This window comes from Plantibacter sp. CFBP 8775 (assembly GCF_014839505.1).
In the GTDB taxonomy this organism is placed as follows: Bacteria; Actinomycetota; Actinomycetes; order Actinomycetales; family Microbacteriaceae; genus Plantibacter; species Plantibacter auratus.
Genome location: NZ_JACYNV010000002.1, coordinates 956,778 through 981,366, shown reverse-complemented (window position 1 = coordinate 981,366; position 24,589 = coordinate 956,778). Strand labels below are relative to the sequence as shown.

The following is a 24,589-nucleotide window of genomic DNA, read 5'->3' as shown; positions in this document are numbered from 1 at the left end:
CCCACATGAAGTCACGAGTTCTCGCAGCAGTCGGCACGGTCGCCGTCGCAGCGATGGCCCTCACCGGATGCTCCACCGGTGGCGCAAGCGGAGGCGGCGAAGCCTCCTGCACCAACACCATCACCAAGAAGGACGTGCCGCAGGTCACCGTCTGGGCTTGGTTCCCCGCCTTCGAGCAGGTCGTCGACCTCTTCAACGAGACGCACGACGACGTCCAGGTCTGCTGGACGAACGCTGGCCAGGGCAACGACGAGTACACGAAGTTCTCCACCGCCATCGAGGCGAAGTCCGGCGCGCCCGACGTCATCATGCTCGAGTCCGAGGTCATCTCCAGCTTCACGATCCGCAAGGCGCTCGTCGACATCGGCGAGTTCGGCGCGAACGAGGTCAAGGACAAGTACACCGAGGGCGCCTGGAACGACGTCACGAGCGGTGATTCGGTGTACGCGATCCCGGTCGACAGCGGCCCGATGGGCATGCTCTACCGCCAGGACCTCTTCGACAAGGCCGGCATCGCCGTACCGACCACCTGGGACGAGTTCGCCGCCGCTGCGAAGCAGCTGAAGGACGCCGGCACGGGTGTCCTCGCCAACTTCCCGACGAACGGCCGGGCCTTCAACCAGGCGTTGTTCGCGCAGGCCGGCTCCAAGCCGTTCGAGTACGACAAGACGAAGCCCACCGAGGTGTCGATCGACGTGAACGACGACGCGTCCAAGCAGGTCCTCAACTACTGGGACGGCCTCGTGAAGGAGGGACTCGTCACCACCGACGACGCCTTCACCGCCGACTACAACACGAGCCTCGTCGACGGCACCTACGCCGTCTACCTCGCGGCCGCGTGGGGCCCGGGCTACCTGCAGGGCCTCTCCGACGCCGACGACACCGCCGTGTGGCGCGCCGCCCCGCTCCCGCAGTGGGACGCGGCGAACCCCGTCCAGGTGAACTGGGGCGGATCCACCTTCGCCGTGACCGAGCAGGCGAAGGACAAGAAACTCGCCGCGGAGGTCGCGAAGGACATCTTCGGCACCGATGAGGCGTGGAAGATCGGCATCGAGCAGGGCGCGCTGTTCCCGACGTACAAGCCGATCCTGGAGTCCGACTACTTCACGAACCTCGAGTACCCGTTCTTCGGTGGTCAGCAGATCAACAAGGACGTCTTCCTCGCCGCGGCGGCCGGCTACAGCGGCTTCACGTTCAGTCCGTTCCAGAACTACGCGTTCGACCAGTTGACCGAGCAGCAGTACGCGATGGTCCAGGGGGAGAAGACCGCCGACGAGGCGCTCGACGACCTCCAGGCGAGCCTCGAGAAGTACGCCACCGAGCAGGGCTTCACCTCGAAGTAGCCCGCCGGGGCGGCCTCGACGTCGCCCCGCACGTCCTCCACCACCGGGGCGGCGCAGTCGCCGCCCCGGTGGTCCACACGACTCGAAAGCAGCATCATGGCACTCACCACCGGATCGGCCTCCACCGCCGCGTCGGCCGCCAGGATCGTCCGTCCGCGACGAGGCGGCATCGGCGCGATCGACCGGCGACGGCAACGCTGGGGCTGGCTCTTCGTCGCCCCCTTCGCCGTGGTCTTCGCGGCCTTCCTCATCTTCCCGCTCTGCTACGCGTTCTGGATGAGCCTCCAGACCTCCACCCTCGCGACCGGTACCGAGTTCACCGGCCTCGCGAACTACGCGAAGGCCTTCACCGACCCGATCTTCCTCAGCGGGCTCGGGCGGGTGGCGATGTTCGCGCTCGTCATGATCCCCGCGCAGATGCTCGTCGCGCTCGTGGCAGCCCTCGTGCTCGACAACCTGGCGACCGTCCTGTCGAAGTTCTCGCGGCTCATGATCTTCGTCCCGTACGCCATCCCGGTGGTCATCGGCGCGCTCATGTGGGGCTTCCTCTACAGTCCTCGCTTCGGTCCGGCGACCGACGTCTTCGCGCTCTTCGGGGCCACGGCGCCGTCCTTCCTCGACCAGAGCAGCATCTTCGGCAGCCTCGTCAACATCGTGACCTGGCAGTGGTCGGGCTACTACATGATCATCATCTACGCGGCGCTCCGCGGGATCGACCCGTCGATCTACGAGGCCGCCCGCATCGACGGCGCGAACGCGTTCCAGACCGCGCTGCGCATCAAGGTGCCGATGATCTCCTCGTCGATGGTCATGGTGCTCATCTTCGCCATGATCGGCACGCTGCAGTTCTTCACCGAACCGCAGGTGTTGCGCGGGGTCGCCCAGGGCGCCATCCCCATCTCGTACACACCGAACATGTACGCGTACTCCCTCGCCTTCTCGTACAGCCAGTTCAACTACGCCTCCGCGATCTCCTTCGCGCTCGGGATCATCGTGTTCATCGGCTCGTACGTCTTCCTCTTCCTCACGCGCAAGCAGAGCGGACTCAAATGATGAGCGCCACCACCGCCATCCCGGCCGTCAACCCGAAGGCCGGACGACGACGTCAGGGCCCTGAGGCCCGCACCGGCGGCCGACGCGTCGGCTCGCACCTCTTCCTCCTCGCCCTCGTCATCTACTTCATCCTCCCGCTGTGGTGGTTGATCGTCGCGGCCACGAAAGACACCTCCGGGCTCTTCACCGGCTCCGGCGGGCCGCTCTGGTTCGACGGTGAGTTCAACTTCTTCGACAACGTCGCCGAGCTCTCCACCCATCAGGGCGGCATCTACTGGCGCTGGCTCGGGAACTCCTTCCTGTACGCGTTCTCGGGTGGGATCGGTGCCACGGTCCTCGCGGTGCTCGCCGGATACGGCTTCGCCAAGTACCGGTTCCGTGGTCGCTCGCTGTTCTTCAACCTGCTGCTCGGTGCGGTCATGGTCCCGCTCACGGCCCTGGTCATCCCGACCTTCGTCCTGCTCAGCCAGGTCGGCCTCGTCAACACGATCTGGGCCGTGATCCTCCCGTCGCTGCTCAGCCCGTTCGGCGTGTACCTCATGCGCATCTACACCCAGGACGCCATCCCGGACGAGATCCTCGACGCCGCGCGGGTCGACGGCGCAGGGGAGCTGCGGACCTTCTTCCAGGTCGCTCTCCCGCTGCTGCGACCGGCGATCGTCACGGTGCTGCTGCTCTCGATCGTCGGCACGTGGAACAACTTCTTCCTGCCGCTGGCGGTGCTCAGCGACCCGAACCTGCTTCCCGTGACGGTCGGACTGAACAACTGGACGGCACTGTCGAACGCGGGTGCCGGCGGCGAGCAGGTGTGGAACCTCATCGTCACCGGGGCGTTCATCTCGATCGTGCCGCTCATCATCGCCTTCCTTTCCCTGCAGCGGTACTGGCAGGGCGGGCTCTCCCTCGGCAGCGTGAAGTGAGCCGCTCCACAGACGCGCCGCCGTTGCGTCGCCCCGACCGGGAGCTCCACGACATCATCGACACCACGACCGCCCACGCAACGCACGCACGACCAGCACTGCACGCCACGGCCGACTCCGGCCCGAACGAAGGACACCTCCCGTCATGACCACCGCACGCATCGCCATCGACCCGAACGTCACGGTCGCACCCGTCAACCGCCGGATCTTCGGCTCGTTCGTGGAGCACCTGGGCCGCTGCGTCTACGACGGCATCTACGAGCCCGGCCACCCCACCGCCGACGCCGACGGCTTCCGCGGCGACGTCGTCGACCTCGTCACGGAGCTCGGCACGAGCACCATCCGCTACCCGGGCGGCAACTTCGTCTCCGGCTACCGCTGGGAGGACGGCGTCGGGCCGCGCGAGAACCGCCCCGTGCGCCGCGACCTGGCCTGGCACTCGCTCGAGACCAACCAGGTCGGCGTCGATGAGTTCGCCAAGTGGTGCAAGCTCACCGGCAGCGAGATGATGATGGCCGTCAACCTCGGCACGCGCGGGGTGCTCGAAGCGCTCGACCTCCTCGAGTACACGAACCACCCGAGCGGAACGGCGCTGTCCGACCAGCGGATCGCGAACGGCGCTCCCGAGCCCTACGGCATCAGCATGTGGTGTCTCGGCAACGAGATGGACGGGCCGTGGCAGGTCGGCGCCATGTCGGCCGACGACTACGGCAAGCTGGCCGCCCGGACCGCGTCGGCGATGAAGATGGTCGACCCGAAGCTCGAACTCGTCGTCTGTGGTTCGTCGAGTTCCTCGATGCCGACCTTCGGGGACTGGGAGCGCACCGTCCTCGAGCACAGCTTCGACTCGGTGGACTACATCTCCTGCCACGCGTACTACCAGGAGCGCGACGGCGACCTCGGGTCGTTCCTCGCGTCGTCCCTCAATATGGAGTACTTCATCCGGACGGTCGTCGCGGCCGCCGACCACGTCCAGCACAAGCGTCACTCCGACAAGCAGATCCAGCTCTCGTTCGACGAGTGGAACGTCTGGTACCTCGACGAGTGGAATGCGATCGAGGGCACCATCGAGGAGTGGGCCTACGCGCCCCGCCTCATCGAGGACGTCTACTCGGTCGCCGACGCGGTCGTGTTCGGCAACCTGCTGATGACGCTCCTCAAGCACAGCGACCGCGTCGGTTCCGCGAGCCTCGCGCAGCTCGTGAACGTCATCGCCCCGATCATGACCGAGCCGGGCGGTGGCGCCTGGCGGCAGACGACGTTCTTCCCGTTCTCGGTCACCAGTCGGCTCGCATCGGGTGTCGTGATCGCGCCGCGCATCGAGGTCGGCAGCTACACCACGAAGGTCCACGGCGACGCACCGCTCGTCGACTCGGTCGCGACGTACGACACCGAGGCCGGGACCGCGGCCGTGTTCCTCGTGAACCGTCACCAGGACGAGGCGATCACGGTGACCGTCGACGTCTCGGCGCTCGGCGTCGGTTCGATCGTCGAGGCGAGCGGTATCCACGACGAGGACGTCTACGCGAAGAACACGATCGACGACCGCGAGCGCGTCGGCCTCGTCGCGAACGAGAGCGCGTCGCTCGCCGACGGCACCCTCACGATCACGCTCCCGCCCGTGTCGTGGACGGCGGTCGCACTCGGCGCCTGAGTCGGGCTGCGGGCTGCGGGCTCCAGTCTGCGAGTCAGGGGTCTCGACGTTCGCAACTCAGGACGATCGCGGCGGGTCTGCCGCGCTCGCGGCGATCGCGGGACGGCGCGCCGGACCCGTCCTGAGTTGTGCACGTATCGGCGTCGGCGGTGGGTGGGGAATCCCACCCACCGCCATCGTCGTGCGGCCCTACAATCGGCACATGACGGCACGGGGCTCCTACGCGAAGGGTGTTGCGCGCCGGGAGGAGATCCTGCGCGTCGCGCTCGCGGTGTTCGCGCGCGAGGGGTACCGCGGCACGTCGCTCCGTGAGGTCGCGCGTGAGGTCGGCGTCAGTCTGCCGGGGCTCATGCACTACTTCGAATCCAAGGAACACCTGTTCGCGGCGATCCTGCGGGAGCGCGACGCCGTCGACTACGAGGAGTTCGCCGCGGCCGGGTCGCAGGACGCGATCGAGGGTCTGGTCGCGGTCATGCGCCACAACAGCGACGTCCCGGGCCTCGTCGAGTTGTACCTGACGATGGCGGCCGCCGCCGGTGATGCGGAGCACCCGGTGCGAGGGTTCTTCGTCGATCACGTCACAGCGGTGCGCCGGAGCATCGCCGACGTCGTCCGGGATCGCCAGGCCTCCGGGCGGGTCGCCGCGGGCATCGACCCCGATCACGTGGCGCGCGTCATGGTCGCCCTCGCCGACGGCCTGCAGGTGCAGTGGACGCTCGACCCCTCCGTCGACATGGCCGGTGACCTCGAGCGCGCCTGGGCCCTCCTCATCGGCGACGCCGGCGCGGTGCGCTGACCCGAGCGCGGGTCTGTGGGGCCCGGCGCGGTGCGGTGACGCGAGCGCTGGGGAATCGGCGTGGGCGCGCCCCGGGCGCGTGAGCGCGACTCTCCGGAGACCCGCGCTCACGCGGCTGGGGTGCGCTCGCGTCAGCGCACCGCGCTGGCAACAACCACACCGACAGGTTTCGTGAAAACCTATTGACCACTCGGGTTTCGCGCCTATACTCAAAGCCGTGCAGTGATCGGTTTCCCGGTCCTGCCGGGACAGCACCACCCGCGGGCCAGAGCCGGTCCGCAGCTCAGCGTTGAGAGGAACTCGGATGTCCAACCCACCCCGCCGCCCCAAACCCACCGGTCAGCGTGCCTCGAGCGGCCCCTACGTCAGCCTCGTCACCGGCCCGTCAGGGCCCACGGAACGGGCGTCGAAATGGGTCGTCACCACCATGGCGCTCGCCCAGTTCGGTCTGTTCGTGGCCCTGCTCGCCCCGGTCACCGTGAGCCTGGCCCTCAAGACGCAGCAGCTCGTCCCGGGTGACCAGGCGGCGGTCGTCAACGGCAACGTCCTCTCCATCGCCGCCCTGTTCGCCCTCGTCGCGAACCCGGTGATCGGCCGCCTGTCCGACCTCACCCTCTCGCGGTTCGGTCGCCGTCGGCCGTGGATGTTCCTCGGCGCCATCGGCTTCGTCGCCTCGCTCACGATCGTCGCCCTCGCTCCGAACGTCCCGGCCCTCATCGCCGGGTGGTGCCTCGCGCAGCTGACCGGCAACGCCATCCTCGGCCCGCTGCTCGCGACGATCGCCGACCAGGTCCCGCCGGAACAGCGCGGGAGTGTCTCCGCGAACGTCGGGGTCATGCAGAACGTCGGCATCCTCGCGGCGGCCTTCGTGGCCAGTTGGTTCGTCACCGACATGCTGCTCCTCTTCGTCGCTCCGGCCGTCTTCGCGCTGATCACCGTGTGGCTGTACTGCTTCGTCCTGCCCGACCGCGCGATCACCACCCGTCCGGACGTCGGCGGATGGAAGGGTCTGCTCTTCACCTTCTGGGTGAACCCGCTCAAGCACCCGGACTTCGGCTGGGTCTGGCTCTCACGGTTCCTCCTGACGCTCGCGTCGTTCCTCTTCGTCGCGTTCCGCCTGTTCTTCCTGCAGGAGGAGGTCGGGCTGTCGCAGCAGGGCGCCGTCGACACCCTGACCGTGGGTGTGCTGATCTACACGATCGCGCTCGTCATCACCGCGAAGCTCGGCGGTTGGCTGTCGGACCGGATGCTCAACCGCAAGGTGTTCGTCATCGGGTCGACGGCGGTCTTCGCGCTCGGGCTCGTGCTGCTCGCCCACACCACGACCGTGCCCATGTTCTACGTGGTCGAGGCCATCATGGGGGCGGCGTACGGCGTGTACGTCGCGGTCGACACCGCCCTCGTCGTGGACGTCCTGCCGAACCCCGACGACGCGGCGAAGGACCTCGGTGTCCTCAATATCGCGAACGCCCTGCCGCAGTCGCTCGCCGGTGCGGTGGGCGCGTTCCTCCTCGGACTCGGCGCGGTCGGCAACAACTACACGGCCCTGTTCTGGGGCGCCGGGGTCATCGCCGTGCTCGGCGCGCTGACGATCCTGCCGGTCCGACACCGCATGACCCGGAACGCCGACGGGACGATCACCGGATCGATCGCGACCCGTGGGTGACCCCGCTCGCGCCTCCAGCACTCCGATCACCAGCTCCACTCCATCACCCAGCGACGCCAAGGACGGCGTCAGAACGGACGGCAACACCATGACCGCACCAGCGCTCTCCGTGCAGCTCTACAGCATCAAGGAGCACCTCGACCAGGGACTCGACGACGCCCTCGCCCGGCTCGCCGGCATAGGCCTGCGCGAGGTCGAAGCCTTCGACTTCGTCTCCCGCGCGCCCGAGCTCCGCGAGGCGTTCGACCGTCACGGGCTCGCCGCCCGCACCGGGCACGCGACCCTCCTCTCCGACGAGATCCGCTTCGGCGACCAGGTCATGCCGGTCGCCCCACAGGAGGACGTCTTCGCCGCGGCGAAGGCCCTCGGCCTCGAGATCGTCATCGACGCGTTCGTCAGCCCCGACCGCTGGCTCGACGAGGCAGCCGTCGCCGACACGGCGTCCCGCCTGAACGCCGCGGCGGAGCGCGCGGCCGACCACGGCCTCCGCGTCGGGTACCACAACCACTCGCAGGAGTTCGTCGCATCGTTCGGCGGACGCAGCGCGTTCGAGGTCTTCGCCGATCAGCTGCGTGACGACGTCGCCCTCGAGGTCGACCTGTTCTGGGCGGCGACCGCCGGTCAGGACGTCCCCGCGCTGCTCGGTCGCCTCGGCGACCGCGTCCAGGCGCTCCACGTCAAGGACGGCCTGCTGCCCGCCGACCCGTTCGCGCCGGGCGCCGCGCCCTTCGTGCCGACGAGTCTCGACCAGCGCCCGTTCGGGCAGGGTGAGGTCCCGCTGCGCGAGTCCATCGCCGCAGCGCCCTCGGCCCGGTTCGCGATCATCGAGTTCGACCACTACGGCGCCGGCGACATCTTCGACGGTGTGCAGGCGAGCGTCGACGCGCTCGTCGCCGAACAGCTCGTCTCGACCGAAGCGGTGGTCCGCTGATGCCCGCGGCAGCGCACGGCACGGCGCCCGCGGCAGCGCAGGGCACGACGGCACGCGCTCCGCAGGGCAGCGGCCCGGTCGGCGTCGGGTTCATCGGCACCGGCATGATCAGCGACACCTACCTCGAGCACCTCACCGCGTTTCCCGACGTCCACGTCGTGATCCTCGGCGACCTCGACGTCGACCGCGCGAAGGCCCAGGCCGAGAAGTGGGGCGTCGGCGAGTGGGGGACCGCCGACGACGTCCTCGCACACCCGGACGTCGAGCTCGTCGTGAACCTCACGATCCCCGCCGTCCACGCGCAGGTCGCCTCGCAGGTGCTCGCCGCCGGCAAGCACGTGTGGACGGAGAAGCCGATCAGCGTCGACCGTGCGAGCGGGCTCGCGCTCCTCGAGCAGGCCGACGCCGCAGGACTCCTCGTCGGCATCGCGCCGGACACGGTGCTCGGCCCGGGCGTCCAGTCCGCGCGTCGCGCCATCGCCCGCGGTGACATCGGTCAGCCGCTCACCGCCCAGACCGTCATGCAGTACGCCGGGCCGGACATCTTCCACCCGAACCCGGAGTTCCTGTTCGCAAAAGGCGGCGGGCCGCTGTTCGACATGGGGCCGTACTACCTGACGACGCTCGTGCAGGTGTTCGGTTCGGTCGCCTCGGTGTCGGCGGCCGGCTCCCGTGGGCGTGCGACGCGGACGATCCAGCAGGGCGACCGCGTCGGCACCGAGTTCGCCGTCGAGGTGCCGACGCACGTCAGCGCCATCGCCCGCTTCGTGGACGGCGGCGTGAGCCAGAGCGTCTTCAGCTTCGAGTCACCGCTCGCGAAGATGGGCGTCGTCGAGATCACCGGCACCGAGGGGACGCTCGTGATCCCCGACCCGAACATGTTCACGGGCGAGGTGCGGATCACTCGCGCGGCGCCCATCGAGCGGATGCAGCAGGACCCGGAGTGGGAGATCGTGCCGACCGAGGGCGTCCTCGCCGGCCGCGGCACCGGGGTCCTCGACCTCGCCCGGGCGATCCGTTCCGGCGGCACGCTGCTCGCTTCGGGCGCGCTCGGCTTCCACGTGCTCGACACGCTCGTCTCGATCGACGAGTCCGTGGTGTCCGGCCAGACCGTCGACGTGGCGAGCCGGGTGGCGCCGGTCCCGCTCGTCGCGGAGGACTGGGACCCGTTCGCCGCGACGCTCTGAGCGCTGTGAGCCGGGCAGCGCACCGCAGAACAGAACCGAGCAGCATCGGAGCAGCCTGAGCAAGCCCCCGGTGGTGTCCGTCGCCCCACGTACGCTGAGGCGATGGACACCACCGGACGGAGTGCCGCGGAGCGCGACGACGAATCGACCGCCGGCCGACGACGATGGATCCTCACCGGCCAGCTCGGCCCGGCGTTCGACGACGGCGGACCGATCCTGCTCATCGAATCGAAGTCCACCTTCACGAAGCGACCGATGCACCGGGCGAAGGCGCACCTCTTCCTCTCGGCCATCCGACATCGTGCGGCGGAACTCGGCGACCGGGCGGAGTTCCACCAGGTCGACCGCTACGAGGAGGTCGTCGAGGTCGGCGCCGACCTCGAGGTGATCGACCCACCCTCGTGGACGGCTCGGCGCTTCGTCCGTGAGCGCGGCCTCCGGGTGCTCCCGAGCCGCGGCTTCGTGACCTCGGAGCCCGACTTCGCGGCCTGGGCGTCGACGCGGGACGGCAAGCGGCTCCTCCTGGAGGACTTCTACCGCACGGTGCGGGAGCGGACCGGGATCCTCATGCGCGGCGACCAGCCGGAGGGCGGCCGCTGGAACTACGACCACGACAACCGCAACCCGCCGCCGAAGGGAGCCGCCCGGCTCGGTCTGCCCGAGCCGCTCTGGCCCGAGGAGGACGACATCGACGCGGAGGTCCGGGAGGACCTCGACCGGTGGCAGCGCGACGGGCTGGTCCAGCTGGTCGGCGACGACGGGCCGCGGCGCTTCGCGGCGACCGCGGCCGAGGCGGAGGCGGCGCTGGCGGACTTCATCGAGACCAGGCTCGGCGACTTCGGCCCGTTCGAGGACGCCATGCTCGGCGGCGACTGGACGATGGCGCACTCCCTGCTGAGCGCGCCCCTCAACCTCGGCCTGCTCGACCCGCGCGACGCCGTCGAGACCGTGGTCGCCGAGTACCACGCCGGTCGCGCACCGCTGTCGAGCGTCGAGGGCTTCACCCGCCAGATCATCGGCTGGCGGGACTACGTCTGGCATCTCTACTGGCACCTCGGCGAGCCGTACCGGACGAGTCACAACGCCCTCGGGGCGCACGAGCCGCTCCCGCGCCAGTTCCGCGAACTCGACGCCGCCGCCATCCAGTCCAACTGTCTCCGTGAGACGATCGACGGGATGCGTCGCCACGGGTGGGCGCATCACATCCAGCGGCTCATGGTGCTCGGCAACTGGGCCCTGCAGCACGGGTACGACCCCGTCGCGCTCAACGACTGGTTCATCGACATGTTCGTCGACGGCACCCCCTGGGTGATGCCTGCGAACGTCATCGGCATGTCGCAGCACGCGGACGGCGGCATCGTCGCGACGAAGCCCTACGCCTCGGGCGGTGCGTACATCGACAAGATGTCCGACTACTGCGGTGGGTGCGTCTTCAATCCCAAGGTGCGGCTGGGCGAGGACGCCTGCCCCTTCACCGCCGGATACTGGGCCTTCCTCGATCGCGTGGAACCGCGCATCCGGCACAACACGCGCATGGCGCGACCGCTGGCCGGGATGCGACGACTGTCCGACCTCCGCGCCGTCGTCGACCAGGAGCGCACCCGCGAACAGTGGTGATCAGAGCAGTCGTCCCGCCCTCGCGCGACCCCTCGACCCGTGGGGAGCGCGTCGCTAGGCTCGGCACATGACGCCCAGTGATGCAGCATCCGACCCACAGATCGCCGCACTCCAGGCTGCCGCCGCCCACGCACAGGCGGAGCTCGAAGCCGCCCAGGCGCAGGCGGCGCTCGCCGCAGCGAAGGTGAAGGCGGCCGAGGCGGCAGCGGCGCTCGCCGGGGCCGGGATCACGGCGTCGGGCGGGGCCACCGGAGCAGCGTCACCGGTCGAGCCGGTGGACCCCGGTTCCGCGAGTGATGCGCCGGCCGCCGAGGCCCCAGCAGACGTCCCAACCGACGACGCAGTCGGTGCCGACACCAGCACCGCCGACACCAGCACCGCCGGCACTGGCACCGTCGGCACTGGCACTGCCGACACCAGCAGCTCCGACGAGCTCAGCGCCGACACCATCGGGCCGGGCCCGCTCGGCCTCGACGACGTGCTGAAGATCCGCGACGGCTACCTCGTGCACGGCCCGGCGCTCGAGATGGGGGCCCTGGTCAACGGGGAACCGGTGCCCGGGGTGCAGGTCCGCATCCCGCTCAGCGTCATGAACCGGCACGGGCTCGTCGCCGGCGCCACCGGAACCGGGAAGACCCGCACCCTCCAGGGCCTCGTCGAGCAGCTCTCGGCCGCCGGTGTCCCCGTGTTCGCCGCGGACATCAAGGGTGACCTCTCGGGCATCGCGACCCCGGGGGAGTCGAACGAGAAGCTCCTCGACCGCACCCGCGGCATCGGCCAGGACTGGACGCCGGCCGCCACCCCGACGGAGTACTTCGCGCTCGGCGGCGTCGGCAAGGGCGTCCCGATCCGCGCCACCATCGCCGCCTTCGGTCCGTTGCTGCTGAGCAAGGTCCTCGGCCTCAACGCAACGCAGGAGTCCAGCCTCGGTCTCGTCTTCCACTACGCCGACCAGGCGGGCCTGCCGCTCCTCGACCTGAGCGACCTGCGCGCGGTCCTCACCTACCTCGCGAGCGACGACGGCAAGGGCGAGCTGCAGGAGCTCGGCGGGCTGTCGGGCGCCACCGTCGGGGTGATCCTGCGGGAGCTCATCACCTTCGCCGACCAGGGCGCCGACGTCTTCTTCGGCGAACCCGAGATCGACACCGCCGACTTCATCCGCCTCGACCCGAGCGGCAAAGGCATCGTCAGCCTGCTCGAGGTGCCGGGCGTCCAGAACCAGCCGGCCCTCTACTCGACGTTCCTCATGTGGTTGCTCGCCGACCTCTTCAACACCCTCCCCGAGGTGGGCGACCCCGAGAAGCCGAAGCTCGTGTTCTTCTTCGACGAGGCGCACCTGCTGTTCCGCGACGCGTCGAAGGACTTCCTCGCGCAGATCACGCAGACGGTCCGGCTCATCCGGTCGAAGGGTGTCGGCATCTTCTTCGTCACGCAGACACCGAAGGACGTCCCGGGCGAGGTGCTCGCGCAGCTCGGTTCGCGCGTGCAGCACGCCCTCCGTGCGTTCACCCCGGACGACGCGAAGGCACTCAAGGCGACCGTGTCGACCTACCCGACCTCCGGCTACGAGCTCGGCGAGGTCCTCACCTCGCTCGGCACCGGTGAGGCGGTCGTCACCGTGATGAACGAGAAGGGGGCGCCGTCGCCGGTCGCGTGGACGAGACTGCGGGCGCCGCAGGGACTCATGTCGCCCAGTCTCGACACCGCGATCGACGCGGCGATCGCGGCCTCACCGTTGCTCGCGCGGTACGGGACGCCGGTCGACCGAGAGTCGGCGAGGGAGATCCTGACGGCGAAGCTCGAGGAGGCGAACCAGGCCGCGCTCGCCGCCGAGGCCGAACTCGAGCGGCAGCGCATCGCGGCGGAACTCGCGAAGCAGCAGGCCGCCGCCGACAAGGCGCAGGCCGCGGCGCAGAAGAAGGCCGACGCCGAGTACGAACGGTTGCTCCGGAAGACCGCCGGCACGACCCGCCGAACGTCGACGAGGTCGTCGTCGACGTCGTCGAAGAGTCCGCTCGAGGAGATCCTCGGGTCGAAGGCGACACGGTCGATCCTCACCGGCGTCGTCGAGGGCATCTTCGGGACGCGTCGCCGCCGCTGAGCTGCCGCTCCGGTCTTGAAGCGGTGTCCCGTTCCCCTGAGCGGTCTCCCGTTCCCCTGAGCGTGTCGAAGGGCGCGAACCTACCGGAGGCCGTCCTCGGCGAGGCGACCGAGCTCGACGGTGGCGAGGGCGTCGTCGAGCAACCCGTCCTGCAGCGACCACACGGCGGACAGCGCGGAGCGCGCGACCACCCACTCGAGGAGCGCGGTTCGCGTCAGGCCGAACGATCGACTCACCAGCCCCACCCGCTCGGTGAACAGCTGCGGGTTCCGTGCCGTCGCGGGATCGGGGTTGCTGAACAACGCTGTGGCGTCGAAGGCGCGGTGACCGATGATGCCCTTGGGATCGATCGCCCGCCAGTCGCCGGGTGCGAACTCGAGCACGTTCATGTGGTGGAGGTCGCCGTGCAGCACGACGACGTCGGCGGGCGTCGTGGTGTCGAGCAGCCGACCGGCGAGCTCCCGCCCACGCTCGAGGAACGCGGCGCTCGCCGGATCGCCGAGGAGGGTGCCGAGGGCGGATGCGTCGTCGGCGAGCAGCTCGCGGAACCACCGGCGGAGCGTGGGGAGTTCGGCGATGACATCACCGGCATCGGTCGGCGCCGGGGTGGGGATCGCCGCGTGCAGGGTGGCGAGCACGGAGCACAGGATCGCGACGGCTCCGAGGTCGTCACCTGCGCGGGTCAGTGAGGCGAGATCACGGCCGCCCGTCGCGCGTTCCAGGACGATCGCGTGGTCATCGCCCGCGAACACCGCTGCACACCCGGCGCCATCCCACGCCGCGAGCAGCTGACCGCCGAGTGCTTCTTCCTCGACGAGCGGAACCTTGAGCATCGCCGGTCGTCCGTGGTGCGTCACGGGGAGCAGCCGGCTCGACGGCGTCACGATGAGCTCGCCATCGGGCACGAGCCGCCACTGCTCGACGGCCGCGTCGATGCCCCCTGGTCGCCATGTCACGGGACTCAGCCTAGGCAACCCGGTCAGACCGGTGCTTCGGTCGCGCCTCGGCGGTCCCTCGGTCGGTCCCCGGGGCGGTTGCTGGGTCGCGCCTCGATCGGTCCCTGAGCTTGTCGAAGGGCTCACGGGTGGACACCGCCCTTCGACAGGCTCAGGGACCGGGGAGGGCGGGCTTCAGGCCGGGGAGGATGGGCTTCAGGGACTTGGAGGGTGGGGCTCTGGGACCGGGGAACGCCGGTTAGGCTGGCGCGGTGACTGAGATCCGCGCGTACCGACCGTCCGACCGCGCCGCCGTGGCGGCGATCTGCACCCGGACGGGTGACTCGGGCGCGGACGCGACCGGGCAATTCAGCACGGACGACCTCCTGCCCGACATCTATGCCTTGCCCTACGTCGAGCACGAGCCCGAGTTGGCGCTGCTCGTCGACGCCGGTGCGGGCCCGATCGGGTACATCCTGGGCACCGCGGACACGACCGCCTTCGACCGCTGGTTCGTCGAGCGCTGGTGGCCGACCGTCGAGGCGAAGTACACGGCGGTCGCGGCCTCCGGTGCGGCCTCGGAGGACGAACGCGGCATCGTCCGATCCGCAACCGATCGCGGCGGACTGGCCCCGGACCTCCTGGCGCAGTACCCGGCCCATCTGCACATCGACCTGCTGCCGGAGACGCAGGGGATGGGCCTCGGCAGACGGCTCATCGACGGGTTCTGCGAGCTCCTCGCGGAGCGCGGCGTCCCGGGTGTGCACCTCGGCGTCGGCGTCTCGAACACCGGTGCACAGCAGTTCTACCAGCGGACGGGCTTCACGCGGGTCGACGGCGGTCCCGGCGCCCACTGGTACGCGAAGGCGCTCTGACCCGGCCGGTATCCGACCCGAGCCGGATCCCGCTCGGAACGCCGGTACCCTCGCGCTCCATCGCGGCGGCCGGGGCAGGCCGACTCAGCGAGAACAGTTCGGCTAGAGCAGTTCGGCGCGCGCCCAGCGCAGACGCTCGAGCGGGGTGAGCAGGTCGGGGTGGTCCTCGCGGAGGTCGTCGAGCGAGACCGGCTGGCGGGGTCGCTCCACCGGGCCGTCGTAAGCGGCGACGACGGCCGCGATGCTGTCCGTGCTCCATCGGTTGCTCCGCATGCGCAGGAGTGGGCGGTTCTCCGAGTCACAGACGAAGAACTGCGAGCTCGCTTGCAGCCCCCGACCTCGGAACTCGAAGAGCAGGCTGCGGCCGATCGCCTCGCGCGGAACGAACCGCTGCCGCCCGACGATGGGCTGCTCGATGAACCCGTCACGACACACGACGATGCGTTGTCGTCGAGACAGGACGGCGACGCCGAGCAGCACGACCATGCCGATGATGCCGAGCGTGATGACCCACGTGCGCTCGATGCTCGGGGTCGGGCCGACGAGCCAGAGTGAGACGCCCCACACGGGGAGGACGACGATTGCGGCGCTCAGGACGGCGCTCCAGAGCACGCGCGGATGCGGTCTGACCGTCACCGGTTCATCACCCCGTCGCAGCACGCACTCACCCCCGCAGATCATCGTGGCCTGCTTTCAGTGGGTGGACAATCCGCCATCTGGGGGACAAGTAGGACGAATACCCCACTCTGCGAGCCGGTCCGACCGGTTGCGCCGGTACGCTTGACTTCTCGGTCCTGCGATGTGCAATATATTGCATGCCCGCTCCCGCTCAAGCCAACCCGCAGCGCCGAGCGCTGCTCCGCGACGACGTCTATCAGTCGCTCCGCAACGCGATCGTCGACGGGACGTTCACCCCGGGCGAGAAACTCGTCGACACCGAACTCGAACGCTGGCTCGGCGTGAGCCGCACGCCCATCCGTGAGGCCGTCCTGCGCCTCGCCCGAAGTGGGCTCGTCATTGCGAAACCCGGACGGTCGACCGTCGTCACCCCGCTCGACAGCCGGGCGACGTTGCAGGCACAGGCGGTGGCCGCCGCCATGCACGAACTCGCCGTCCGTGAGGCGGTACCGCATCTGAGTGCGGCCGACCTCGATCGCATGCGCGCGGCGAACCGTGACTTCGCAGCCGCGCTCCAACGTGACGACGCCGACGCTGCGCTCGCAGCGGACGACGCCTTCCATGCCGTGGCCGTCGACGTCGCCGGGAACCCGTTCATCCGTGATGCGCTCGAGGCGGTCACGCCGTTGCTGCGCCGGATCGAACGGTTGCGGTTCTCCTCGGTCGCCGCGCGCGGGTCGATCGCGCAGCACGACGCCGTCATCGAGCGCTGTGCGGAGGGGGACGTCGACGCGGCGGCCGCGCTCGTCCGAGGCAACTGGACGACCCTCGCCGACCTCGTCCTCGCCCACCTCGACGAGGACTGAGCAGCGCCCACCACCCGACCCGTTCCCCGACATCCCGCCGCACCACCGAGACCCAGGAGCCACCACATGTCCCTCAGCGACTTCTCCCGCTACCCGCTCACCTTCGGGCCAAGTCCCGTCCACGAACTCAACCGCCTCACCGCCCACCTCGGTGGCGCGACGATCTGGGCCAAGCGCGAGGACGTCAACAGCGGTCTCGCCTACGGCGGCAACAAGACCCGCAAGCTGGAGTACCTCATCCCCGACGCGATCGCGCAGGGTGCCGACACGCTCGTGTCGATCGGCGGCTACCAGTCCAACCACACGCGGCAGGTCGCGGCGGTCGCGGCGAAGCTCGGGATGCAGGCGGTGCTCGTGCAGGAGAACTGGGTGGACTGGCCCGACTCCGTGAACGACCGGGTCGGCAACATCATGCTGTCGCGGATCATGGGTGCCGAGGTCCGTCTCGATCCCGCGGGCTTCGGTATCGGCTTCAAGTCGAGCTGGGAACGTGCCCTCGACGACGTGCGCGAACGCGGCGGCACCCCGTACGCGATCCCGGCCGGGGCGTCGGACCACCGGCTCGGTGGTCTCGGATTCGCGAACTGGGCCGCCGAGGTCGAGCAGCAGGAGCGTGAACTCGGGGTGTTCTTCGACACGATCGTCGTCTGCAGCGTCACCGGGTCCACGCACGCCGGCATGATCGCCGGGTTCGCCGGGCAGGACCGACCGCGCCGGGTGATCGGCATCGACGCGTCGGCGAAGATCCAGGAGACCCGCGACCAGGTCGCACGCATCGCCCGCAACACGGCGGAGCTCATCGGGCTCGAACGCGAGCTCCGCGACGACGAGATCACGGTGCTGGAGGGTTGGGCCGGCGACCTCTACGGGATCCCGGTCGAGTCGACGATGGAGGCGATCCGCCTGACCGGTCGTCTCGAGGGCGTCATCATCGACCCGGTCTACGAGGGGAAGTCGATGGCGGGACTCATCGACCTCGTGACGAGCGGTGACATCCCGGCGTCCAGCAACGTCCTCTACGCGCACCTCGGTGGGCAGCCGGCGATCAACGCCTACAGCGCCCTCTTCCGCGACTGAGCCGGTGCCCGGCGCCTCGCCCGAGCGGGGTGCCGGCGCGGTGCGCTGGGCTGAGTTGCCGAAACCTGGCGTCAGCGCGGTGCGCTGACGCGAACCCGAGGGAACCGGCGTGAGCGCGGGTCAGGCGACCGAGCGCGCCCCTCCGGAGACCCGCGCCCACGTCCATGGCCCGCGCTCGCGTCAGCGCACCGCGCTGACGCACTACCAGGGTCGATGGTCGCGGTCCAGGGGCGGGCGGCGGCGCGTGGCGGTGCGAGACTTGGACCTCCACGACGCGAGGAGGTCGCATGCGCGCACCGATGGAACCCCGACACCAGACACGGATCGCATGATCCGTCTGCAGTCGACCGCCTGGCCAACCAGCGGTAGCTCCCTCGACCTCGACGCTCTGCACGATGCGGCGACCGGATCGTTGGCGAGCATCGAGTCGCGCCTGGCCTTCACCTCCACAGCCGTGCGACTCGTCGGCCCGCTCGAACAGCACACCGCCGGGCGGGTCTTCGCGGGACTCGGCGCGATCGCCGCGGTCGACGTCACGCTCGCACGTGTCGTCGAACCGCACCTCGACGCTCTCGCCATCCTGCATCAGGCCGACCTCGAACCGCCGGCCGTCTCCACCTGGGGCGTCTTCGCGGCCGAAGCACCCGGGCTGCGTCTCGACGCCACCCTGGTCGACGACGCCTGGCAGTTGACCGGCACCAAGCCGTGGTGCTCCCTCGCCTCCCACCTGAGCGACGCCCTCGTCACCGCCCACACCGCGCCGGGGGAGCGGCGGCTGTTCGCCGTCGCACTCACCGACCCCGGGGTCACGACCGACGACAGCGCGTGGCTCGCCCGCGGACTGCCGCTCGTCCCGAGTGGCCCGGTCGGCTTCGACGGGGTCCCCGCCTCCCCGGTCGGTGACGACGGGTGGTACCTGCGACGCCCCGGCTTCTCCTGGGGCGGGATCGGCGTCGCCGCCTGCTGGTGGGGCGGCGCGGTCACGCTCGTCGACCGCCTGCTCGCCGCGGCACGCACGCGACCCGACGCCGACCTCCTCCTCCGCACGCTCGGCGCCGCGGCCATCGACCTCTCGATCGCCGAGCAGGCGATCGCCGACGCGGCCCAGGCCATCGAGCACGGTCACGCCGACGACACGGCCGGCCCGCGCCTCGCCCAGCGCGTGCGGTCCACGGTCCGCGGTCGGGTCGACGCCATCCGCGCCGGGGTGCTCGGAGCGCTCGGCCCCGGCCCGCTCACCTCCGAACCCGCGTATCTCGCGCGGATGTCCGACCTCGAGCTCTACGTCCAGCAGGACCACGGCGACCGCGACCTCGCGCGCTACGGCCGCATGCTGGTGGAGGCCGACTGATGCCCGCCTTCGACCACCGCGACCCCGGCACGTCGGCAGCCGCCTGGGCGACCCGCTTGCACGAGCTCGACCTGCCCGCCTGGGACAGCTGGCGGCACGCCACCGGCGTCGTCGTCCTGTCACCGCACCCCGACGACGAGTCGCTCGGAGCCGGCGGGCTGATCGCGGCTGCCGCAGCCGCCGGGATCCCGGTCGAGGTCCTCCTCGTGACCCTCGGCGAGGGATCGCACCCCGACTCACCGACCACCACGCCCGAGGAACTCGCCCCGCGCCGGGAAACGGAGTTCGTCGACGCGGTCGGTCGTCTCCACCCGACGGTCGGGTACGACGTCTTGCACATCCCGGACGGCGGCCTCGACGCCGAACGCGCGGGCATCGCGGAGCGACTGCGAGCAGCCGTCGCCACCGCCGGACCGCGACCGCTCATCGTCGCCCCCTGGCGCGGCGACGGGCACCGCGACCACCGGATCGCGGGCGAACTCGCCACGGCCCTCGCGACCGAGCTCGACCTCGCACTCGTGGAGTTCCCGATCTGGCTCTGGCACTGGGCCGACACCGACGACGCGACCCTGCCATGGGCCGAGGCGCGGATCGTCCCGCTCGACGCGGCGGCGCACGGGGCGAAGATCGCCGCGATGGACGCCTACCCCTCGCAGACGGAGCCGCTCTCGGACGCACCGGGCGACGAGGCGATCGTCGACCACCACCACCTGCAGCACTATGCGCGGCGGTTCGAGGTCCTGTTCCCGAACGGACGTGCGCTGGACCTCGCGCCGGGTACCGACGCGGATGCTCGTGCGGCGGACACCGACACCGCCAACGACACCGCGACGGCCGACGCTGCGTCACGGTCGAAGGAGTCCTTCGAGGACCACTATCGCGACCACCCCGGGGGCTGGGACTTCGGTTCCTGGTACGAGGAGCGCAAACGTCGGGTCCTCCTCGCCGCTCTGCCGCGCCAGCGCTACGGTTCGGTGCTCGAACTCGGCTGCGCGACGGGTGTGCTCACCGAGCGGCTCGCGGACCGCAGCGACGACGTGCTCGGGGTCGACATCGCCGAGGCGCCCCTCGAGATCGCCCGTCGACGGGTGCCCGCTGCCCGGTTCGAACGGGGCACGCTTCCGGACGACTGGCCGAGCGGCTCCTTCGACCTCGTGGTGATGTCGGAGGTCGGCTACTACCTGTCGGCGACCGACCTCGATCGGGTCATCGACCACCTCCTCGGCACACTCACGCCCGGCGGGAGCATCGTCGCGTGTCACTGGCGGCACCCCGATGACCACTCCACGACCTCGGCCGAGTTCGTCCATCGCCGGTTGCTCGAACGCTGGCCCGGCCGTCGGTCGATCCAGCACGTCGAGGACGACTTCCTGCTCGACGTCCTCGTGCCCGCCGATGAGGCGAGCGTCGCCGCAGTGGACGGTCTGACGGGCTGATGCTGCGACGGATCGATGCCGTCGTGCCCGTTCACGACGAGGAGGAGCTGATCGGGGCATGCCTCGACGCGCTCCTCGTCGCGCGTGCCGCCGTGCTGCGTCGTCGTCCCGAGCTGCAGGTGGGGATCGTCGTGGTGCTCGACGACTGTCGCGACGACACGGCGCGGATCGTCCGTGAGCGGTTGGCGGGCTTCGAGTCCGAGGAGGCGGTCACCGTCGTCATCGACGAGCGCAGTGTCGGGGCGGCCCGGCGGGCCGGTGGCGCGGCCGCTGCGGGATCGGGTGCTGCGGGATCAGGCGCTGCCGACGTCTCCGAGCGGTGGATCGCCAACACCGACGCCGACTCGCGCGTTCCGGAGGACTGGTTCTCCGTGCATGCCGATGCCTTCGACGACGGTGTCGACGTCCTCCTGGGGACCGTCCGTCCCGACTTCACGGACTTCTCCGAGGACGATATCGAGCGCTGGATGGAGACCCATCCGCCCGGACATCTGCCGGGTAACGTGCACGGGGCCAATCTGGGTGTCCGGGCCGATCGGCTCGACGACCTCGGCGGCTTCCGTGAGCTGGCCGAGCATGAGGACGTCGATCTCGTCGAGCGCGCCCGGGCGGCGGGTCTCCGGGTCGTACCGACGCTCGATGCGCCCGTCGAGACCTCGGGTCGGCGACGTGGCCGGACCCCGGGTGGCTACGCCGCGTTCCTCGCCGAGACCTACCCGCGATCCTGACGATCCCGCGCGTCTGAACCTCCGGTCCGCGTCGACGGATCAGGTCCGTCCGACTGCGGGTCGACGATGACCTCGGTGACCTCGCCGAGGTCGAGCACCGGGTACCGGGAGACGGCTCCGACCTTCTCCTCGCTCGCCAGGATGTAGACGTCGGTGCTGCGCTCGGCGAGGGCGCGCTTCGTCGCGGCATCGTCGAGGTCGCCGGTGGTGAGGCCGTGTTCGGGATGGAAACCTGTGACGCCGAGGAAGCAGGCGTCGGCACTCAGGTGACGGATGGCTTCCGCGGCGAGGGCGCCGCCCGCGACCATGGAGTGACGTCCGAGTTCGCCGCCGATCATGATGACGCGTGCCGGCGAGTGCTCCGCCACGGCGAGGGCGACCGCCGGGCTCGGGGTGATGACGGTGAGGGACGGATCGTCCGGGAGGAGTCGCGCGAGCGCGAGCGCCGTGGTGCCGGCGTCGATGATGACGGTGCCGCCCGGACGGATCCGCTCGGCGGCGATGCGGGCGACGCGCTCCTTGCTCGCCGTCCCGAGGGACAGCCGATCTTGGAACGGGCGATCGGCTGCGGCGACCGGGAGTGCACCGCCGTAGACGCGGACGCAGAGGCCGGCTTCCGCCAGCTCGCGGAGGTCTCGGCGGATCGAGTCCTCGGAGAGTCCGAGCGCCGCGGCGGCGTCCTTCGCGACGATCCGCCCGTCGCGTTCGAGGAGATCGAGCAGGTGCGATCGGCGTTGGGCGCTCAACATGCGTGCTCCTTCGTGATGTTGCACGATCGTGCACGGTTAACGCTACAGTGCTGGACATGACAACGCCACTCCTCATCCTCATCGCCGGCCCCTACCGTTCCGGGACCGGTGGTGATCCCGACGCCATCGCCCGCAACCTGGAACGACTCGAGGCCGCTGCAGCGCCGATCTACGCGCTCGGTCATGTCCCGATGATCGGGGAGTGGGTCGCGCTGCCGATCCTGCGTGGGATCGACACCGCGTCGGGCGATGGCGACGTGATGTACGAGACGGCGAGGCGGCTGCTCCAGCACTGCGACGCCGTGCTCCGGTTGCCGGGGGAGTCGTCCGGTGCCGACACCGACGTCGCGATCGCCCGTGAGCGCGGGATCCCCGTGTACACCGACCTCTCGGAGATCCCGGCCATCGAGCGCTGAGGTCGCTTGCCCGCGGAGCCCCCGTGCTCCGGCTAGGCTGACGCGCGTGCTCGACGACCTCAGGATCCGCCGCTACCGCGACACCGATGCGCGGGCGACCAGGTCGATCTTCGAACGCGCGGTGCGGGTGACCGCTGCCGCCCACTACACGGCCGAGCAGCTCGCCGCCTGGGTGCCGGACGACTCGCTGAGTGCTGCGCTGGACGACTGGGCCGCCCGCCGCGCGGCTGTGACGACGTGGGTGGCCGAGTTCGACGACGCGGTGCTCGGGTTCACCGACCTGGACGTCGACATCGGCTACCTCGACATGCTGTTCGTCGATCCGGACGCGGGACGACACGGCGTCGGGTCCGCGCTCATCCGTCAGGTGCTCGACGAAGCCCGGGTCGTGGGGCTCCGGGAGGTGACCGTGCAGGCCAGTCGGACGGCGCAGCCGGTGTTCGCGCGTCACGGCTTCGTCGTGGTCCGCGAGCAGCGGGTCGAGCGTCGCGGGGTGCTCATCGAGAACGCGGTGATGCGGATACCCCTGGACGCCCCGGCGGGGTGATGTTCCCGGGACGTCCCGCGCGCCCGGCGGGGTCTCGCCAGCGCGGTGCGGCGACGTGAGATCGCTGCAATCGGCGTGAGCGCGGGGCATAGACGTGGGCGCGGCCCTCCGGAGACCCGCGCCCGCGCGTGTGACCCGCGCTCACGTCAGCGCACCGCGCTGGCAGCCCGTCAGGCGTCGGCGAGTTGGGCGTCGGCACGCTCCGGGGAACCGGCTGCGAGGCCACGGTCGATGGCACGTCGCGAGCCGAACCAGAGCAGGACACCGACCAGGAAGACGATGACCTCCGTCACGGTGAGCGACCAGACGATGCCACCGAGTCCGAACCACAGGTTGCCGAGGAGGACGATCGGGACGAACAGCACGCCCTGGGTGACCGCCATGACCGCCGCGGGGAGTGCTCGACCGGTCGCTTGGAAGAGCGAAGTGATGAGCCCGGTGAACCCGTTGGCGATCATCGCGGTGAGCTGCGCGACGAGGATCGTGACGCCGAGACCGAGGACGGCGGGATCGGCGATGAACGCGGAGACGATCGGCTCACGCAGGACGAAGACGACGCCGGCGAAGAGGACCGAGATCCCACCGACCGCGAGTGCCGAGGCGCGGAGAGCCGACCGGAGGCGTGCGCCGTCGCCCTTGCCGAACGCGTAGGCGAGCAACGGGAGCACGCCGAAGGTGACGCCCATGACCAGGAACTCGGGCACCTGGGCGATCCGGACCGCGACGCCCATGGCCGCGAGTGGGGCGTCCCCGTAGGCTGCGGCCAGTGTGTTCAACACGAGCGCGGTGACGATGAGGAACCCCGACTGCAGGAGGGTGCTGACGCCGACACCGAGGACCGGCTTGAGGATCGTCGGCGACAGCGTGAACCAGCGCGGTGCCAGGCTGACGTGCTCGCTGTTGCGCTGCAACCACGCCACGAAGTAGACGAGGACACCGAGGTTCGCCAGACCCATCGCGAGCGCTGCACCGGCGACGCCCCAGTCGAACCCGAGGATGAAGACGAGATCGAGGACGAGGTTCGCCACGGCCGACCCGATGAGGGCGATCATCACCTGACGGGCGGCACCCTCGGCCCGCACGAGCTGTTCCAGACAGAACGCGGTCGCCATGACGGGGACGAACGCGAGCATGACGCCGATGAACGCCGAGGTCGCCGGGGCGGTGACCGCGTCCGCCCCGAGCAGCGACACGAGTGGGCCGAGGAACACGAGGCCGATCCCGCCCAGGACGGCACCTGTCAGGAACGCGCCCCAGACGGAGAAGGAAGCGGCCCGTTTGATGTCTCCAGCCTGTGCCGGGTCGCGTTCGGAGGCGCCCAGGAGTCTGGAGATGAGCGCGCCGCCACCGACGCCGAACAGGTCGCCGATGGCCATGATCAGTCCGAGGATCGGGGCTCCGAGCGTGATCGCGGCGAGCAGGGTGGTGTCGTGCAGCGAGCCGACGACGCCCGCGTTGATGAGGTTGTAGACGGCGCCGACGACGAGCGCCGCCGCCATCGGGACGCACAGGTGGATCAGTGCCCGGATGATCGGGGCGGTCGACAGGTACCAGCGGTTGCTCCCGACCGTGTCGGCTGCGGTCGACGGAGCGGTGGCCGTCGATGGTGCGGTGCCACTCGGGACGAGTGTTCCGGTTGCGGGATCGGTGTGGTGTTCGGGGTGCATGGCAGGCTCCGTTTCGGGCAGGTTCCGGGCGCGACGATGAGCGCCGGCGCGGCGAG

General features: G+C 70.2%; 23 protein-coding genes. 19 read left to right on the top strand and 4 right to left on the bottom strand.

Annotation, left to right across the window (positions count from 1 at the left end; translation table 11 throughout):
* Nucleotides 1-5 precede the first annotated feature (5 nt).
* The 11 genes from IFR14_RS16945 to IFR14_RS16895 all read left to right on the top strand — a co-directional run bounded on the left by IFR14_RS16945 (nucleotide 6) and on the right by IFR14_RS16895 (nucleotide 13,268).
* Nucleotides 6-1,343, top strand: coding sequence for an extracellular solute-binding protein (locus tag IFR14_RS16945; RefSeq protein WP_191941713.1), 1,338 nt, complete (start codon nucleotides 6-8; stop codon nucleotides 1,341-1,343).
* Nucleotides 1,344-1,439: 96 nt separating this feature from the next.
* Nucleotides 1,440-2,396, top strand: a complete 957-nt coding sequence (locus tag IFR14_RS16940; protein WP_191941712.1) for a carbohydrate ABC transporter permease — start codon at nucleotides 1,440-1,442, stop codon at nucleotides 2,394-2,396.
* Nucleotides 2,396-3,316, top strand: coding sequence for a carbohydrate ABC transporter permease (locus IFR14_RS16935; protein ID WP_138945098.1), 921 nt, complete (start codon nucleotides 2,396-2,398; stop codon nucleotides 3,314-3,316). The genes IFR14_RS16940 and IFR14_RS16935 overlap by 1 nt, the downstream gene beginning before the upstream one ends.
* Nucleotides 3,313-3,465, top strand: a complete 153-nt coding sequence (locus IFR14_RS16930) for a hypothetical protein (protein ID WP_191941711.1) — start codon at nucleotides 3,313-3,315, stop codon at nucleotides 3,463-3,465. The genes IFR14_RS16935 and IFR14_RS16930 overlap by 4 nt, the downstream gene beginning before the upstream one ends.
* Nucleotides 3,462-4,970, top strand: coding sequence for an arabinosylfuranosidase ArfA (gene arfA / locus IFR14_RS16925; protein WP_191941710.1), 1,509 nt, complete (start codon nucleotides 3,462-3,464; stop codon nucleotides 4,968-4,970). The genes IFR14_RS16930 and arfA overlap by 4 nt, the downstream gene beginning before the upstream one ends.
* Nucleotides 4,971-5,172: 202 nt before the next feature.
* Complete coding sequence (locus IFR14_RS16920) at nucleotides 5,173-5,766, top strand: TetR/AcrR family transcriptional regulator (RefSeq protein ID WP_191941709.1); 594 nt, start codon at nucleotides 5,173-5,175, stop codon at nucleotides 5,764-5,766.
* Nucleotides 5,767-6,070: 304 nt separating this feature from the next.
* Nucleotides 6,071-7,432 carry an MFS transporter gene (locus tag IFR14_RS16915; protein ID WP_191941708.1) on the top strand — a complete coding sequence of 454 codons (1,362 nt, stop codon included), beginning with the start codon at nucleotides 6,071-6,073 and terminating at the stop codon, nucleotides 7,430-7,432.
* A gap of 88 nt (nucleotides 7,433-7,520) precedes the next feature.
* Nucleotides 7,521-8,363: a sugar phosphate isomerase/epimerase family protein gene (locus IFR14_RS16910; RefSeq protein ID WP_191941707.1), complete on the top strand. Its 843-nt coding sequence runs from the start codon at nucleotides 7,521-7,523 to the stop codon at nucleotides 8,361-8,363.
* Nucleotides 8,363-9,550 (top strand): Gfo/Idh/MocA family protein, encoded by a 1,188-nt coding sequence (locus tag IFR14_RS16905; protein WP_191941706.1) that lies wholly within the window; start codon nucleotides 8,363-8,365, stop codon nucleotides 9,548-9,550. The genes IFR14_RS16910 and IFR14_RS16905 overlap by 1 nt, the downstream gene beginning before the upstream one ends.
* A 102-nt stretch (nucleotides 9,551-9,652) precedes the next feature.
* Entirely contained in the window at nucleotides 9,653-11,167 is a 1,515-nt protein-coding gene (locus tag IFR14_RS16900) for a cryptochrome/photolyase family protein (RefSeq protein ID WP_191941705.1), read from the top strand.
* A gap of 67 nt (nucleotides 11,168-11,234) precedes the next feature.
* Entirely contained in the window at nucleotides 11,235-13,268 is a 2,034-nt protein-coding gene (locus IFR14_RS16895) for a helicase HerA-like domain-containing protein (RefSeq protein ID WP_191941704.1), read from the top strand.
* 80 nt (nucleotides 13,269-13,348) lie between these two features.
* Here the strand turns inward: IFR14_RS16895 and IFR14_RS16890 are convergent, their stop codons facing one another.
* Complete coding sequence (locus IFR14_RS16890) at nucleotides 13,349-14,224, bottom strand: aminoglycoside phosphotransferase family protein (protein ID WP_342365728.1); 876 nt, start codon at nucleotides 14,222-14,224, stop codon at nucleotides 13,349-13,351.
* 251 nt (nucleotides 14,225-14,475) lie between these two features.
* On the opposite strand from IFR14_RS16890, the gene IFR14_RS16885 reads away from it, so the two are divergent.
* Nucleotides 14,476-15,078 (top strand): GNAT family N-acetyltransferase, encoded by a 603-nt coding sequence (locus IFR14_RS16885; protein WP_191941703.1) that lies wholly within the window; start codon nucleotides 14,476-14,478, stop codon nucleotides 15,076-15,078.
* A 102-nt stretch (nucleotides 15,079-15,180) separates the two neighbouring features.
* Here the strand turns inward: IFR14_RS16885 and IFR14_RS16880 are convergent, their stop codons facing one another.
* Nucleotides 15,181-15,714, bottom strand: a complete 534-nt coding sequence (locus IFR14_RS16880; protein WP_191941702.1) for a hypothetical protein — start codon at nucleotides 15,712-15,714, stop codon at nucleotides 15,181-15,183.
* 179 nt (nucleotides 15,715-15,893) lie between these two features.
* Here IFR14_RS16880 and IFR14_RS16875 point away from each other — a divergent pair, with 179 nt between their 5' ends.
* The 5 genes from IFR14_RS16875 to IFR14_RS16855 all read left to right on the top strand — a co-directional run bounded on the left by IFR14_RS16875 (nucleotide 15,894) and on the right by IFR14_RS16855 (nucleotide 21,154).
* The gene (locus IFR14_RS16875; RefSeq protein WP_191941701.1) at nucleotides 15,894-16,562 is read left to right on the top strand and encodes a GntR family transcriptional regulator; all 669 of its coding nucleotides are present in this window, start codon (nucleotides 15,894-15,896) and stop codon (nucleotides 16,560-16,562) included.
* A gap of 66 nt (nucleotides 16,563-16,628) precedes the next feature.
* Nucleotides 16,629-17,639 carry a 1-aminocyclopropane-1-carboxylate deaminase gene (locus tag IFR14_RS16870; protein ID WP_079706802.1) on the top strand — a complete coding sequence of 337 codons (1,011 nt, stop codon included), beginning with the start codon at nucleotides 16,629-16,631 and terminating at the stop codon, nucleotides 17,637-17,639.
* Nucleotides 17,640-17,967: 328 nt separating this feature from the next.
* A complete protein-coding gene (locus IFR14_RS16865) occupies nucleotides 17,968-18,990 on the top strand; it encodes an acyl-CoA dehydrogenase (RefSeq protein WP_191941700.1) in 1,023 nt (340 codons plus the stop codon).
* A complete protein-coding gene (locus IFR14_RS16860) occupies nucleotides 18,990-20,426 on the top strand; it encodes a bifunctional PIG-L family deacetylase/class I SAM-dependent methyltransferase (protein WP_191941699.1) in 1,437 nt (478 codons plus the stop codon). Before IFR14_RS16865 ends, IFR14_RS16860 begins: the two co-directional genes overlap by 1 nt.
* Before the next feature lie 23 nt (nucleotides 20,427-20,449).
* Nucleotides 20,450-21,154, top strand: coding sequence for a glycosyltransferase (locus IFR14_RS16855; protein WP_342365727.1), 705 nt, complete (start codon nucleotides 20,450-20,452; stop codon nucleotides 21,152-21,154).
* On the opposite strand, the gene IFR14_RS16850 is transcribed toward IFR14_RS16855, so the two are convergent.
* A complete protein-coding gene (locus tag IFR14_RS16850; RefSeq protein ID WP_191941697.1) occupies nucleotides 21,139-21,903 on the bottom strand; it encodes a DeoR/GlpR family DNA-binding transcription regulator in 765 nt (254 codons plus the stop codon). The genes IFR14_RS16855 and IFR14_RS16850 overlap by 16 nt on opposite strands.
* Before the next feature lie 56 nt (nucleotides 21,904-21,959).
* On the opposite strand from IFR14_RS16850, the gene IFR14_RS16845 reads away from it, so the two are divergent.
* On the top strand, nucleotides 21,960-22,319 hold the full coding sequence (locus tag IFR14_RS16845) for a DUF4406 domain-containing protein (RefSeq protein ID WP_191941696.1): 360 nt from the start codon (nucleotides 21,960-21,962) through the stop codon (nucleotides 22,317-22,319).
* A gap of 46 nt (nucleotides 22,320-22,365) precedes the next feature.
* Nucleotides 22,366-22,866: a GNAT family N-acetyltransferase gene (locus IFR14_RS16840; RefSeq protein WP_191941695.1), complete on the top strand. Its 501-nt coding sequence runs from the start codon at nucleotides 22,366-22,368 to the stop codon at nucleotides 22,864-22,866.
* Nucleotides 22,867-23,036: 170 nt separating this feature from the next.
* On the opposite strand, the gene IFR14_RS16835 is transcribed toward IFR14_RS16840, so the two are convergent.
* The gene (locus tag IFR14_RS16835) at nucleotides 23,037-24,533 is read right to left on the bottom strand and encodes an MATE family efflux transporter (protein WP_191941694.1); all 1,497 of its coding nucleotides are present in this window, start codon (nucleotides 24,531-24,533) and stop codon (nucleotides 23,037-23,039) included.
* Between the last annotated feature and the right edge of the window lie 56 nt (nucleotides 24,534-24,589).